Consider the following 14,922-nt stretch of genomic DNA (forward strand, 5'->3'; position numbering starts at 1 on the left):
GCCGCGCGCCCTGGCCGCACTCGAGCCCGCGCGACCGCGCGGGGGCGTCGCCGTCGCCGCTCCACACCCATGGTAAAGAGCCCGCCGGCCGGGCGTCAACATCAGCCCTGATGTCCCGCCGCCTCGAGGGCCGCGCGCAGATGATCGGCCATGACTTGCACGTTCGGCGGCAAATTCATGGTGATGTGATTGCCAGGGACCTCGTGGACAGTGAGCTGGCCCTGGATCAAATCGAGCCATCCCCGCGCCGGGTTGTTCACGGTCATGGCGTCGCGCTCGCTCGCCTCGAAGAAGAGCACGTCACCCGGGTAGGGGCGGGGGACATAGCGCAGCATCGCCTGCAGGTTGGCGGTGACGATCTTGCGGAACGTGGCGAGCTCCTGGAGCGCCAGCTTCGGGAACATCCGGGAGACACCCTTCTTGCGCTGGAGCACGTGGAGCAGCTGCTCGTCCGGGGAGAGGTGCCGGATCTCCTCCGCGGGGACGGGGAGACTCGCATCGCCGCTGATCAGGTAGGCGAGGCGCTCGGGGGTGTCGAGATCCTCGGGGAACACCGCCGAGGGCGCGGGCGTGTCGATCATCATGAGAAGCGCGACGCGCTCGCCCCCGGAGATGAGCTGGTGCGCCATCTCGAAGGCGACGACCCCGCCGAAGGACGACCCGCCGAGCACGTAGGGGCCCTCCGGCTGGATGTGCCGCCGTACCGCCTCGAGGTAGCGCGCGGCCATCTCCTCGACGCGGGTCAAGGGCGGCGCCTTGCCTTCGATGCCCTGCGCCTGCAGCCCGTACACGGGCTGCGCCGGGTCCAGGCAGGTGGCGAGATCGTGGTAGAAGTAAACGTGCCCTCCGACCGGGTGCATCAGGAAGAGCGGCCGCCCGGTGCCGGGCTTGATCCGCACGAGCGACGCGGGCAAGAGGCGCGCGGGAGAGCGCCTCGACAGCGAGGTGGATGAGGGCGAGTCGGACTGCGCGATGAGCTCGGCCAGGGCCGCCACGGTCGGCGCGTTGAGCAGGCTGTGGCCGGGGAGATCCATGTTCACGACGCTGCGCAGCCGGGAGATGAGCTGGACGGCGAGCAGCGAGTCGCCGCCGAGCGCGAAGAAGTCGTCGTGGACGCCGATCCGCTCGATGCCGAACAGCTTCTCCCACGTCTCGGCGACGGCGCGCTCCAGCGGATCGCGCGGCGCCACGTAGGCCGTGCCGAGGTCGGGCCGCGGGTGGACCGATCTCGGGATGCCCTCGGACTCGACGTCCCGCGAGGGCGGCGCGATCGAGCTGGCCGAGGGGCGCTGCTTAGCCTGCGCTTCCCGCTTCAGGACCAGGACGTGGGGCGTGGGGCTCGTGAGGACGCGCATCCAGGCGTCGAGCGCCTCGTCGCGCGAGATCCCCTCCTCCGCGGCGGCCGCGCCGCCCTCGCTCGAGTCGGCCGCGGGCTCGGGATCCTTGCCGCGCGAGGCGTCCTGCCGCTGCCACGGGTCCCACTCGATCGCGATCGTGAGCGGGCCGTCACCGGCGGCCCGCCGCTGCGCGAAGGCGCCGAGGAAGGCGGTCGCGGCGCACTGGCCCGCGAGGCCCGCCCCGCGGGCGCCCGCGGTCCGCGCGGCGCACAGCGCGACGAAATCGGGCCGGAGGCCCCGGAGCGACTCGTCGAGGACGAGCGCGCCGTCGAGCTTCGGGGCGAGGAGCGCCTCGCCCTCCTCGCGCGTCATGCGCTGGAGGGGCACGGCGCGGCGGGCGCCCGCCGCGTGGATCACGCCGTCGATCCGCCCGAAGCGCTGGAGCCCCTCGGCCACCGCGCGCTGCATGTCGTCGAGCCGCGTGACGTCGGCCGTCACGAGCAGCACCTCGGCGCCCAGCCGCTCCATCTCGAGCACCGCGCCGATCTTGCGGCGTAGCGCGTCGAAGGCGCCCGCGCCGGCGAGGCCGTCCCAGGCCTCCCGGGGCGGGAGCGCCGTCCGGCCCGCGAGCACGAGCTTCGCGCGCGCGACCTTCGCGAGGTGCTCCGCGAGGGCGGAGCCGACGGCCCCGAGCCCGCCGGCGATCAGGTAGACGCCGCCCTCCCGGAGGCGCGGCGGCAGGCCCTCGGCGCGGTCCATGCGCGCGGGCTCGAAGATCCGGACCCAGCGCTCCCCGTTCCGGTAGGCGATGACGGGCTCGGTCTGCTCCAGCGTGACCTCGGCGAGGAGCTGGTCGATGAGCCTCGCCTCCTGCAGCGTCCGCGGCTCCGGCAGGTCGATGTCGACGCTGATGCACGAGACGTTCGGGTACGCCCTGGGGATGGCCTCGCACGGGCCGAGCAGCGTGGCCTTCTCGGGGCAGAGCACGGCCGCGTCGGTCACCTTCTGCATGTGGCTCGTCACGACGCCGAGCCGCACCTCGTCGCGAATCCCCGCGTCGCCGATCCCCTGGGCCAGCGCGACGAGGCTGGCGAACCCGAGCCGCTGGGCCTCCGCGAGGCGGCCGGCGTCGAGCGGCGCGCGCGCGGGCTTGGTCACGCCCCACAGGAACATGATGCGCGAGGGGGACACGCCCGCCGCGCGCAGCGCGCCGAAGAGGGACGCGTGGTCCGCGCGGCTCGCGGGGGCGACGGTGAACTCGCCCTCGCCCGTCTCGGCGAAGCCCTCGCCCGGCCGCACGGTGATGACCTTGTAGCCGTCCCGGCGGAGCCGCATCTCCATCCGGGCGCCCAGCCCGTAGCTGTCGGCGAAGACGACGCAGCACTGCGCCCTGGCCGGCCGGGCCGACGCCTTCATCGACCCCGACAGCACCGAGCGCTTCCAGGCCAGGAGGTGGATCAGGCCGGCCGGCTCCGGCGCGCTGCGCGCCGGCCGGCGCGCGGCGCTCGAGGGCGGGTCGATCCAGTACCGCTTCCGCTCGAACGGGTAGGTCGGCAGGGGCACGCGCCGGCGGGGCTCGTGGGTGTAGAAGCCCGACCAGTCGACGCGGACGCCGGAGAGCCAGAGCTGGCCCAGCGTCTCCAGCAGGAACCCGATGTCGGACTGGCGGTGGTGGACGTGCCGGATCGACGAGAGCATCACCCGGCGGGCGCCCCGCGCGGGGTGCTGCTTGGCCAGGGTCGCGAGCACCCGGCCCGGGCCGACCTCGAGCAGGGCGCGCGTCGGATCGGCGAGCACCTCGCCGAGCCCCGCCATGAAGCGCACCGGCTCGCGCACGTGCCTCGCCCAGTACCCGGGGTCCTGCGCGTCGGCCGCGGACAGCCAGGTGCCGGTGACGTTCGACGCGATCGGGATCTTCGGGGCGCTCGGGCGCGCGCGGGCCACGATCGCGGTGAACGACGCGAGCATCGGCTCCATCATCCGGGAGTGGAACGCGTGCGACGTCTGGAGGCGCGTGCACTCCAGCTCGCGCTCGGCGAAGAGCCGGTCGGAGAGCGCCTCGACGGCGTCCTCGGGCCCGGCCACGACGCAGGCGGCCGGCCCGTTGACGGCCGCGAGCGAGAGCGCGCCGCCCCCCTCGTCGAGCAGCGGATGCACCTCGGCCTCGGGCAGCGGGACCGCGAGCATCGCGCCCGGCGGCATCTCCTGCATCAGCTTGCCCCGCCGGGCGACGATCTTCAGCGCGTCCTCCAGCGAGAAGACGCCCGCGAGGCAGGCCGCGACGTACTCGCCGAGGCTGTGGCCGATCATCGCCGCGGGCCGGATGCCCCACTCCATCCAGAGCGTGGCGAGCGCGTACTCGATCACGAAGAGCGCGGGCTGGGCGAAGCGCGTCTGCTTGAGCAGCTCCGCGGCCGCCGCCTCCCGCCCCGGGGGCGGGTAGATCACCTCGCGGAGATCGAACCCGAGCTCGGGCTGGAGCATGGCCGCGCAGAGATCGACGCCGGCGCAGAACGTGGGCTCCCGCTCGTACAGCTCCCGCGCCATGCCGGCGTACTGCGTGCCCTGCCCCGGGAACATGAGGACGACCGGGCGATCGATGGCCTCCTCGACGTGCGCGAGGACCCGCCGCTCCCCGAGCGTCGACAGCAGGCTCACCGCCTCGTCTGTGTCGTTGCAGACGAGCATGCGCCGGTGCGGGAACGTCTTGCGGCCGACCTGGAGCGTGAACGCGACGTCCGGCAGGCTGACGTCCGGGTGCGCCTTGAGGTACCCGACGAGGTTCTCGGTGATCGTGTCGAGCGCGGTCCTCGTGCGGGCGGAGAGCAGGAGGAGCTGCCAGGACCGCCCGCCGGGCGCCGCCGCCGCGTGGGGCGCCTCCTCGAGGATGGCGTGGGCGTTGGTGCCGCCGATGCCGAACGAGCTCACGCTGGCGCGGCGGGGCCCGTCGCCGGGCTCCCAGTCCGCGAGCGCCGCGTTGACGTAGAACGGGCTGTTCGCGAAGTCGATCTCCGGGTTCGGCGTCTTGAAGTGCAGGCTGGCCGGGATCTGCCGGTGGCGGAGCGCCTGCACGACCTTGATCACGCCGGTGATGCCGGCGGCGACGTCGAGGTGCCCGACGTTCGGCTTGACCGAGCCGAGCGCGCACCAGCCCTTGCGCTGGCCGCGGGACCGGGCGCGGAACGCCCGGGTGAGCGCCGCGACCTCGATGGGATCCCCGAGGCGCGTGCCGGTGCCGTGGGCCTCCACGTAGCTGATCGTCTCGGGATCGGTGTTCGCCATCGCCAGGGCCTGCGCGATGACCTGCGCCTGCCCCTCCACGCCCGGCGCGGTGAACCCGATCTTGCCCGAGCCGTCGTTGTTGACGGCCGAGCCCCGGATCACCGCCTCGATGTGATCGCCGCTGTCGAGGGCGTCCTCGAGCCGGCGCAGCACGATGACGCCCGCGCCGTTGCCGACCACCGTCCCCTGCGCCTCGGCGTCGAACGCGCGGCAGCGCCCGTCGGGCGAGAGGATCATGCCGTGCCGGTACAGGTAACCCGACCGCGTGGGGACGTTGATGGCCACGCCGCCGGCCAGCGCCATGTCGCACTGGTAGGTGAGCAGCGCCTGGCAGGCCATGTGGACGGCCACGAGCGAGGTGGAACAGGCGGTCTGGACCGCGACGCTCGGCCCGCGGAGGTTCAGCTTGTACGAGGTCCGCGTGGGCAGGAAGTCCTTGTCGTTGGCGACGTAGACTTGATAGTCCATCGCCTTCCTGAGCTCGTGGTTCGGGTAAAGGTTGCTCAGGAAATACGTGTCGTGGCCGCTCGCGCCCGCGTAGACGCCGATGGTCCCCTTGAACGCCTCGGGGTTGTACCCGGCGTGCTCGAGCGCCTCCCACGCGCACTCCAGGAAGAAGCGGTGCTGCGGATCCAGGATCTCGGCCTCTCGCGGGGTCATCCCGAAGAAGGCCGCGTCGAACCACTCCACCTCGTCGAGCACGGCCCGCGCGCGGACGTAGCTCGGGTCCGAGGCCACCTCCGGGGGCACGCCCGCCGCGGCGAGATCCTGATCCGAGAGCGCCGCGATCGACTCGACCCCATCGCGCAGGTTCTGCCAGAAGGCGTCGACGCTCCTCGCGCCCGGGAAGCGGCCGGCCATCCCGATGATCGCGATTTGGTCCTCCGGGACGGGTTGATCAAGCGGATCCATTCTGTCTGCTCTTGGCTGCCTGCTTCTTTCGTTTCAGGATCTCTCGCTGCTTCAGCGCCCGGGCGTCGGCCTCCGAGAGGTCGCTCCCGCCGCCGCTGCCGCTCGCGAGGAACGCGGCGAGATCGGTGACCGTCGGGCGCGCGAACAGATCGACGATGGAGAGATCGCTGCCGAACGACTCCCGGACGCGCTCGTGGAGGCGCATCAGGAGCAGCGAGTGGCCGCCCAGATCGAAGAAGTTGTCCTGCACGCTCACGCGCTCGATGCCGAGGACGTCCTGCCATATCGCGGTGAGCCGCTCCTCGAGCGAGCTCCGCGGCGCCACCATGGGCGCGCTCTCGGGGCGGAGCTCGACGGGGGCCGGGAGGGCGCGGCGGTCCACCTTGCCGTTGCCCGTGAGGGGCAGCGCGTCGAGCAGCACGATGGCCGAGGGGTGCATGTAGTCGGGCAGCCGCCGCTGCACGTGATCGCGGATCGCACGCTCGAGCCCGCCGGTCGGATCCGCCATGAACGGGCGCGCGCGGACCCCGGCTTGCGCGGGCGGCGCCGCGGCCCTGCCGCCGTGCGGGACGACGTACGCCACGAGGCGCCGGTCGCCCGAGCGCGCCGGCTGCGCCACCACGACCACCTCGCGCACGGCCGGGTGCTCGCCGAGGACCACCTCGATCTCGCCGAGCTCGATCCGGTAACCGCGGACCTTGACCTGCTGATCCATGCGGCCGAGGAACTCGAGCTGCCCGTCCGGCATCAGGCGGACGCGATCGCCGGTCCGGTACAGCCGCCCTCCCGGCTCGCCGCCGATGGGATCGTGGATGAACCGCTCCGCGGTGAGCTCCGGCAGATCGAGGTAGCCGCGCGCGAGGCCCTCTCCGCCGATGCAGAGCTCCCCGGGGACGCCGGCCGGGACCTCGTTGAGATCCCGGTCGAGCACGTGCACCCTCGTGCCGGGGATCGGGCTTCCGATGGGCACCGTGTGGCCGACCGGGCGCTCCACCGCGGCGCAGCAGGCGAACGTCGCGGCCTCCGTGGGCCCGTAGCCGTTGATCATCCGGCACCCCGGGAGCTCGGCGAGGACCCGGTTGACGTGCTGCGGGGACAGGACGTCCCCCCCGGCCACGATCTGGCGCAGGCCGCGCAGCGCCGTGATCCGCTCGTCCACGAGGAGGTGGAAGACGCCGGCGGTGAGCCACACCGTGGTCACCCCGTGCTGCCGGATCACGCGATCCAGGTCGTCGAGCGACGCGGGCGCGGGGGGCATGACGACCAGCCGGCCGCCGTTGAGGAGCGCGCCCCAGATCTCGAACTGCGACGTGTCGAAGGAGATCGACGCGAGCTGCAGGAAGACCTCGTCCGGCGCGAAGCGCGCGTACGTCGTGCCCTTGACGAGCCGGGCCACGCCCCGGTGCGGCACGGCCACGCCCTTGGGCCGGCCGGTGGAGCCCGACGTGTACATGACATAGGCGAGTTGGTCCGGCGTCGCCAGCTCCGTCGGGTTGTCGTCGCGCGCCCGGCCGATCTCCTCGGGATCCGCGTCCAGGCAGAGGACGCGCGCGCGGCACCCCGGCAGCACCGCGCCGACGCGCACCTGGGTGAGCATCACGCGGACCCGGGCCTGCTCCAGCATGAACGCGAGGCGCTCGGTGGGGTAGGTCGGATCCAGGGGCACGAAGGCGAGGCCCGCCTTCAGCACGCCGAGGAGCGCGACGATCATCTCGATCGACCGGTACATGCACACGGCCACGCGGTCTTCGGGCGCGAGGGCGCCCTCGTCGGTGCGCGCGAGGGCCCCCTCGTCGGGGCCGGGCGCGGCTTCGGGCCCCGGCGCCCCCGGCGCCCCCGGCGCGCGGAGGCCGAGCAGGGTGTGCGCGAGCTGGTTGGCCCGCCGGTTCAGCTCCCGGTAGGTGAGCGACGTGACGTTGCCCGCGCCGTCGTCGAAGACGACCGCGACGGCCTCGGGAGAGCGCTCGACCTGGGCCTCGAAGAGGCGGTGAATGCACGCGTCCGACCCGGGGCCGGCCGGGGCGGTGCCCCACGCGCGGAGCGCGCTCCGCTCCTCGGGCGTGAGCAGCGGCAGCGCCGAGAGGCGCAGATCGACGTCGCGCGACGCGCCCTCGAGCAGGGCCTCGTAGTGGCCCGCCATCCGCTCGATGGTGCGGGCGTCGAACAGCGCGGTGCTGTACTCGATGCGCCCGATGATGCCGTCCTCGCGCTCGTCGAGCTCCAGCATCAGGTCGAACTTGGACGCGCCCGTGTCCACGTCGAGCTGGCTCAGGGTCCAGCCCGGATCGAGCGCCGGCACGGGCGGCTCCAGCACGAAGGCGACCTGGAACAGCGGGTTCTGGCCGGGGACCCGCTTCGGCTGGAGCGCCTGCACGACGCTGGCGAACGGCACGTCCTGGTGCGAGAGCGCGGCCTGGCTCACCGCCCGCACGCGCCCGAGCAGCTGCCGGAACGTCGGGTCGCCGCGCAGGTCGGTGCGCAGCACGAGCGTGTTCAGGAAGAAGCCGAGGAGGTCCTCGGTCTCCGGCGGGTGGCGGCACGACGCGGACGTGCCCACGACGACCTCGTCCTGCCGCGCGTACCGGTAGAGCATCGCCTTGAAGGCCGAGAGCAGGACCACGAAGAGCGTGACGCCCTGCTCCCTGGCCAGCGCCTTCAGCCGGAGCGTGAGCTCCCGCGACAGGGCGACGCAGTGGCGGGCCCCCGCGAGGCTCGGGGCGGCCGGGCGCGGCCTGTCGGTCGGCAGCTCCAAGGTGGGCAGGTCGGCGAGCTGTCGCCTCCAGTAATCGAGCTGCGGCTGGAGGGCGCCGCTCAGCTGCTGCTCCCGCTGCCAGACCGCGTAATCGGCGTAGTGGATCGCGCGCTCGGGCAGCGGCGACGGCCTGCCCGCGGCGAACGCCTGGTAGAGCGCGTGGAGCTCCCTCGGGAGCGCGTCGAAGATGGAGACTCCATCCATCAGGATGTGGTGCACCACCACGAACAGCACGTGGTCGGCCTCGTCGAGCCGGACCAGCGTGGCCCGGAGCAGCGGGCCGCGGGCGAGATCGAACGGGCGCCGGGCCTCGTCTGTGGCGAGCGCGACGGCGCGCCCCCACCGCGCCTCGGCCGGCAGCGCGGTCAGCTCGACGACCGGCAGATCGAGCGGCGCCGGGGGCAGGATCTGCTGCACGGGCTCGCCGCCGACGACCGCGACGACGCTCCTCAGGATCTCGTGGCGCCTGAGGAGCTCGTCGAGGGCGCGCCCCAGGACCGGGACGTCGAGGGGCCCGCGGAGGCGCAGGGAGAACGGCTCGTTGTAGAACAGCGCGCCCGGGTGGAGCGAGGCGTGGAGCCAGATCTGCCGCTGCCCGTGCGAGAGGGGGATGGGCCGGTCGCGCGGCGCAGGCCGGATGGCCGCGGCGGCCGGGCGCTGCTTCGGCCGGGGGAGCGACTCCACGAGCTCGGCCAGCGCGGCGACCGTGGGGGCGTCGCACAGGCTCTGCAGGGAGAGCTCGACGCCGAGCGCGCGGCGCAGCCGCGACAGCACCCGCGCGGCGAGCAGCGAGTGCGCCCCGAGGTCGAAGACGTCGTCGTGGACGCCGAGGTGCTCGATCCCGAGCGCCTCGGCCCACGCCGCGGCGATCGCCGCCTCGATCTGGTTGCGCGGCGCGAGGGGCTCGCCGTCGCCGCGATCGGGCCGGGCGGCGTCCGGCGGCGGCAGGGCCGCGCGGTCCACCTTCCCGCTGGGGCCGAGCGGCAGCGCGTCGAGCAGCACGAACGTTGACGGGATCATGACCTCGGGGAGGCTCTCGCGGAGGAAGCTGCGCAGCGCGGGCACGACGGCCCGGGGGGCGGCCGGGGGCGCGTCCGGCGCGTCCGGGCGCGCGACGACGTAGGCGACGAGGCGGCCCTCGCTGGCGACGGCCACCGCCGCGCGGACGGCGGGGTGGCGCCCAAGCGCGGCCTCGACCTCGCCGAGCTCGACGCGGTGGCCGCGGATCTTCACCTGCTGGTCGACGCGCCCGAGGAAGGCGAGATCGCCGCCGGGCAGGCGGCGCACCACGTCCCCCGTGCGGTAGAGCCGGGCCTCCGGGGTGGAGCTGAACGGATCGGGGACGAACCGCGCCGCCGTGAGCTCGGGCCGTCCCAGGTAGCTCCGGGCCAGCCCGGGTCCACCGAGGTAGAGCTCGCCGGCCTCGCCGTCCGGGACCGGGCGCATGGCATGGTCGAGCACGTAGCAGCGCGCGTTCCTGATCGGCCGGCCGATGGAGAGGGGCTCGCCGGGGTCCCGAACCGGGTCGAGCCCGTCGGCCATCGTGGCGCACACGGTGAACTCGGTGGGACCGTAGGCGTTGATGAACCTGCGCCCCTGCGCCCAGCGCGCGGCGAGGTCGGCCGGGCAGGTCTCGCCGGCGACGATGAGGGTCCGGAGCGCGGGCAGCGAGCGCTCCGCGCCCTCGGGGAAGGCGGCGAGCGCGGAGGGGGGGAAGGTCGCGATCGACACCTCCTCCGCGCGCATCCGATTGAGCAGCGCGGGCCCGGGGATCATCTCGGCCTGCGCCCCCATCACCAGGGTGCCTCCCCGGGCGAGCGTCATCGCGATCTCCCAGACCGACGCATCGAAGCTGAGGGACGCGAACTGGAGCACGCGGCAGCCCGGCGCCACGTCGAATCGCTCGGCCAGCGCGCGGGTGAGGTTGGTGAGGCCGCGGTGCGTCAGCAGCGTGCCCTTGGGCCTGCCGGTCGAGCCCGACGTGTAGATGACGTAGGCGAGGTCGTCGGGGCCCGTGGTGTCCGGCGGGTCCTCGCCGCTGAAGCCCGCGGTCAGATCGCGATCGCCGTCCAGGAGGACCACGCGCGCCCCGTGGCGCGGCAGCGACGGGAGCAGCCGCGCCTGGGTGAGCAGGACGGGCGCCCCGGCGTCCTCGAGCATGAAGGCGACCCGCTCCCGCGGGTACGCGGGGTCGACAGGGACATAGGCGCCGCCGGCCTTGAGCGCCGCGAGCAGCCCGATGAGCGCCTCCAGGGAGCGCTCGGCGCAGAGCGCGACGAGGACGTCGCGGCCGACGCCCAGGCTCCTCAGGTGGTGCGCGAGCTGGTTCGCGCGGCGATTCAGCTCCTGATAGGTGAGCCGGTCAGGGCCGAAGGATGCGGCCACGACGCCGGGCGTGCGCCCGGCCTGGAGCTCGAACGAGCGGTGAATACTGGCGTCCTCGGAGCTGAAGTCGTGATAGCTCATGTCGTGTGTGGTGGTAGGAGTCTCTTCAGGGGCAGAACATCAGCCGCCGTGTGCGAGCCCGAGCAGCGACGCGAGGGCGTCACGCATCTCGTTCAGAACCGTCCCAGGAGCACCGGAGTGAGCTCCAGGGCGGCAGCCGGTGACACGGGCGCGCCCCCGACGTTTCAGGGGCGCGGTCGGCACGGATACCATGCTGCATCACGCTGGTACTCACGCTTCGATGGGCGAGTCCATCGACGCCGTGGCAGGGTGACGGTCCACAATTCAAGGCTATTCGCAGCGCAGCCGATTACACACAACCGCGGAATGAAGGTCAAGCGGGACGTACGGCTTTTTTCGGCGTGGAGGGGCATGTGGTCGCGGCGCTGCGTCATGAGGCGATCGCTCCCGGCCGGCAGTCCTGTCCCGCGTGGCCCGCGTGGCCCGCGTGGCCCGCGACGACCGCGCCGGGCTCGCACACCGCGACGGAGCCCGCCGCGAACGAGGCGTCGGGAGCACTCATAATCAGGTGGTGATCGACGATGTCCCGATTGCCGATCGTACGGGTTTCATGAATCGAACATCGCCGATCTTCAGAGGTCGCCGAGAGGGGCTGTCGAGCGTCCGCCCCGGCCCCGACCGCGCCGAGACATCCCTCGCGCGGAGCCCTGCCGCGGGGCGGGCCCGCGGCGCGTCCATCGCCGGCGCCGCCTCACCGCGCCTCCGCGGCGGACGCGCCGCGACCCGGACCGGCGAAAGCGATCCCTCGAAGTTCGCGGTCACGACGCTGGGGACCAAGATGTCCAAGAAGCAGATCGTACGCCAGTACAAGGAGCGCTATCGAACTGAGCAGGCCTACGAAGAGATGAAGGGCGAGCTGGGGCTCGATCACTTCGAAGGGCGGCGATTCCGAGGCTGGCACCACCATGTTTCCGTCGTCCTGTGCTGTTACGCCTTCATCGTGGCCGAGCGTGATCGGTCTTTTTTTCCCTCGGCAGACGCCGAAGGTCACGCCCACCCGCTCCGCTTCGCGGCCTGAGCGTCACTTCGCCGACTCGCTCGCGACCGTTCGCCGCGCGATCGCTCGCGCCTTGATCGCGTGGCTGCCTCGTTGCCCTGCGTGCCACCGCCCGCCGTTACGCCGCAGCGCGCATTGGTTCGTGTCCGCGCCGCGCTGACACAGTAGTGGTAGGCTCTTCTGGCTTCGCAGGGCGCGGTCCGATGCGCTTGCGCGCCAACGTGGGCGACTTGCCGAGGCGAGCACGCCAGCGTACTTGACGGTGTGAAAGCGCGGCGGCGGGACGCTGGCCGCGAGGCGGCACACGAGCGAGAGCGGATCCATGTCCACCGCGACAGTCCCGTCAGCGAAGGCGCGCCTCCGCGACAGCCGCACCAGGCCGTCCTGCTGCGGCTCGACGCGCTCCTTTGCGATCGGGGGTCGCAGCACGTAACGCAGCAGCGCCTCCCTCGCCGCGGCATGGTGCGCACCGGCGCGCGTCGCTGCGTGCGAGGTGAAGCCATCGAGCGCAGCGCACAGCGGCTTGTCGTACGCGAGCGCGCTCGGAGAAGACGGCGAGAGCCCGCGGAGCCACTGCGGGGCGACGACGTATGGCGCGGCTCTCGTCCCGAGACGGCGGAGGCACAGAGCGCTGCCTCGGGCTCATCGTCCTCCTCGACGTCGTGCTCGAGCTCGAGATGCCCGTGCCGCCGGAGAAGCCGGGCGATGACGAGCGGCCACCGGAAACAGTAGATATTTCATCGTTTTCGCCTGTTGCGCGCAGAGGGCGGCTCCGGTGTGGCCCAACGGGGCGCCCTCCTCCGTCGCGTCGCCTGCGGTGAAGGGCCCGCCGCATCACCGATCGGAGTCGGCGACTGGCCTGGCGGCGCAGCACCGCGATCACGGTGCGGGTGAGGCCACGCGCGGCCAGCGCCTCGTCCACCGGGCCCCTCGCGCTCCCGCGACGCGAGACCACCACATGCCCGTACTCCGCATAGCGCCGGGCGCTCACCTTGCCTTCGGTGACGAGCGGGTGTCCCTCCCGGACTGCGCCGACGAACTGGTCATGGAAGAGCGCCTGGACCTGAACCTCCGGCCCGGTTTGGCCGAGGACACCAATCTATAGATCAATCGCTCCGTCGCGCAGCGCTTGCACGTCCTTGTCTGGCTTCGGCGCAAAGCGCAGTCGCACCTTCGGGGCTGCCTCCATGACCGTCGCGATGAGCCGGGGACCAACGACCTCCACGAACCCATCGCCCGCGCGAAGGTTGAACGTGCGCTCGAGACGTGCGAGGTCGAGCGCCGAGGGGGCCGGTGCCAGCACCATCACGACCCCGAGGCCGAGCGCGACGACCAGCGCCGTCCTGCCGGGCGGAGCAGAATCGGCATCACGTCAGAATAGACCGCCTCCGATGACGGTCGCCTCGAAGGAGCCCGTGACCGGCGCTCCCGACTCCGTCGAGGCCTCGTCGAAGTGGATCTTGCCGTCGCCGAACAAGCCCGTGAGCACCGGCTCCGACTGCGTGTAATCAAGCGCGAACGCCATGACCGATTGCCAGTCGTACGGGCCCTCTTTTCCGGCGGCGAAGACTTCCGGGTCCACGAAAAACACGAGGGCGCGCACCGTCCCGTCGGGGAAGCTCCCGACGACCGTCACCTGGGCGCGGCCGCTCGTGATGGACTCGACCCCTGGCTCGGAGCCTTCATAGCCCGCCGCGGAGCCGACGGTCCGGGCCGATTGCGGGTCATCCGCAGGGAACGCGGCGTCGAACGTCCCCGTCCCCGCGGCGAAGGGATCCGGCTCGGTGAGCGACCCCCACGTCGTCGAGAACGTGCCCTTCACGGTCCCGACCGTCGTCAGGCACGCGATGGCGGGCTGCGGGAACGTCCACGCGGGGGGCGTCGGCGCGATCTCGGCGGTGATCGTGGCGCGGCGCCCGCTCACGAAGCTGCGTATCGCGTCGGTCGCCCCCCCCACGGCCGCCGCGTCCGCGCGCACGTACGGCGCGAGGAGCTCCTCCATCCGGTCGATCTCGAGGAGCAGCGCGTCCTCATTCCAGGCCGTCTCGAAAAGGTCCATCATCGCCTCGGCATAGGCAGCGCGGAGCTCCGGGGTCTGGTAGAGCCGGTTCGCGATGGCGCCCTTTGCCGAGACCGACTGCGGCCGCCCTGGCGGGCCAAGCGGGTCGTCCGCGTCGAATGACATGTCGGGGCCCCACGGCAAGAAGGACATCTTCCCGGACGCCGGGTCGAAATACACGAAGTGGTTGTTCGTGTTGCCCGCGTAGCCGTCCCACGCGCCGATCAGCGACTCGGTGGCCCAGTACCGCCGGAAGGTCTCGATATCCAGGACCGCGCCGAGCGTCGCGTCGAGCTCGGCGTCGCTGGTCAGGAGCGCGGCGGAGACCGCGTCGAGCTCGCTCAGGTCGGGGTCGTCCTCGTTGGTCTTCTTTTCGTACGTGGCGGTCCATCCGTCGCGGAAGTCGCTGAGCTGGCCCTCGTAGAGGTCGCCGCTCGCGTCCGTGAAATGGCGCTCGAGGAGGCGCTTCCCGGCCGGCTCCACGTGCGCGTAGATGCCGAGGTCCTGCCCGTTGACGGTCACGTGGGCGAAGTTGCAGCGCGAGGCGGGCAGGCCGGCGTCGCGGAAGACCTTGAACGCGAGGCACGTCTTGATCAGCGAGGGATCCTGACGGGCGTTGTTGAGGGTCATCCCTTCGAGGCCGGCGTACTCGCGCCCGTCCACGTATTCGTCGAAGCTCACCTTGAGCGACGGCTTCGACAGGCTGGCGGAACCGAGGAAGCCCTTCTTGCGGACGGACGACATCTCGAGCGTGGTGCCGTCGACGGTGACGGTCGCGGGGAACTGGGTGTAAGGGCTCCTCTTGGGGCCCTCCATGCAGCCCTCGCCGAGCACCTCCGAGACGTCGCGGGACTGGCGGCGGAGCGTCTCCCAGTCCTCGGGCGCCAGGGTGATTCCCACCTCGATGACGTGGTCGGGATCGAACATGGCGTCGCTCGGGTCGGGATCGGGTGTGTCGGGGCCGCCGCCGTCGCCGGACGGGCCGCCGCCGCCGGAGGGGCCGCCGCCGTCGCCGGGGGGGCCACCGCCGGAGGAGGCGTCGGGGGTTTCGCCGGGCGTCTGCGGCGGGTCGGAGCCGCACGCGGACGCGCCGAGGGCCAGCGCCAACGCCATCACC

General features: G+C 72.6%; 6 protein-coding genes and 1 pseudogene. 1 reads left to right on the forward strand and 6 read right to left on the reverse strand.

Going from position 1 to position 14,922, the window contains the following annotated elements:
• Positions 1-101: 101 nt before the first annotated feature.
• Positions 102-5,531 carry a type I polyketide synthase gene (locus WMF46_RS05425; protein ID WP_437984615.1) on the reverse strand — a complete coding sequence of 1,810 codons (5,430 nt, stop codon included), beginning with the start codon at positions 5,529-5,531 and terminating at the stop codon, positions 102-104.
• Positions 5,518-10,749, reverse strand: coding sequence for an amino acid adenylation domain-containing protein (locus WMF46_RS05430; protein ID WP_437984616.1), 5,232 nt, complete (start codon positions 10,747-10,749; stop codon positions 5,518-5,520). The genes WMF46_RS05425 and WMF46_RS05430 overlap by 14 nt, the downstream gene beginning before the upstream one ends.
• 508 nt (positions 10,750-11,257) lie before the next feature.
• On the opposite strand from WMF46_RS05430, the gene WMF46_RS05435 reads away from it, so the two are divergent.
• Positions 11,258-11,767 carry a transposase gene (locus WMF46_RS05435; protein ID WP_437984617.1) on the forward strand — a complete coding sequence of 170 codons (510 nt, stop codon included), beginning with the start codon at positions 11,258-11,260 and terminating at the stop codon, positions 11,765-11,767.
• A 3-nt stretch (positions 11,768-11,770) separates the two neighbouring features.
• Here the strand turns inward: WMF46_RS05435 and WMF46_RS05440 are convergent, their stop codons facing one another.
• The 4 genes and pseudogenes from WMF46_RS05440 to WMF46_RS05455 form a co-directional block, all read right to left on the reverse strand.
• Entirely contained in the window at positions 11,771-12,373 is a 603-nt protein-coding gene (locus tag WMF46_RS05440) for a transposase (protein WP_437987858.1), read from the reverse strand.
• A 262-nt stretch (positions 12,374-12,635) separates the two neighbouring features.
• Positions 12,636-12,845 (reverse strand): annotated as a pseudogene (locus WMF46_RS05445) (LysR substrate-binding domain-containing protein); the annotation flags it as partial.
• On the reverse strand, positions 12,846-13,052 hold the full coding sequence (locus tag WMF46_RS05450) for a hypothetical protein (protein ID WP_437984618.1): 207 nt from the start codon (positions 13,050-13,052) through the stop codon (positions 12,846-12,848).
• 66 nt (positions 13,053-13,118) lie between these two features.
• Positions 13,119-14,918: a CotH kinase family protein gene (locus WMF46_RS05455; protein ID WP_437984619.1), complete on the reverse strand. Its 1,800-nt coding sequence runs from the start codon at positions 14,916-14,918 to the stop codon at positions 13,119-13,121.
• Positions 14,919-14,922 lie beyond the last annotated feature (4 nt).

The organism is Sorangium sp. So ce117 (genome assembly GCF_051524395.1).
GTDB lineage: Bacteria > Myxococcota_A > Polyangia > Polyangiales > Polyangiaceae > Sorangium > Sorangium cellulosum_B.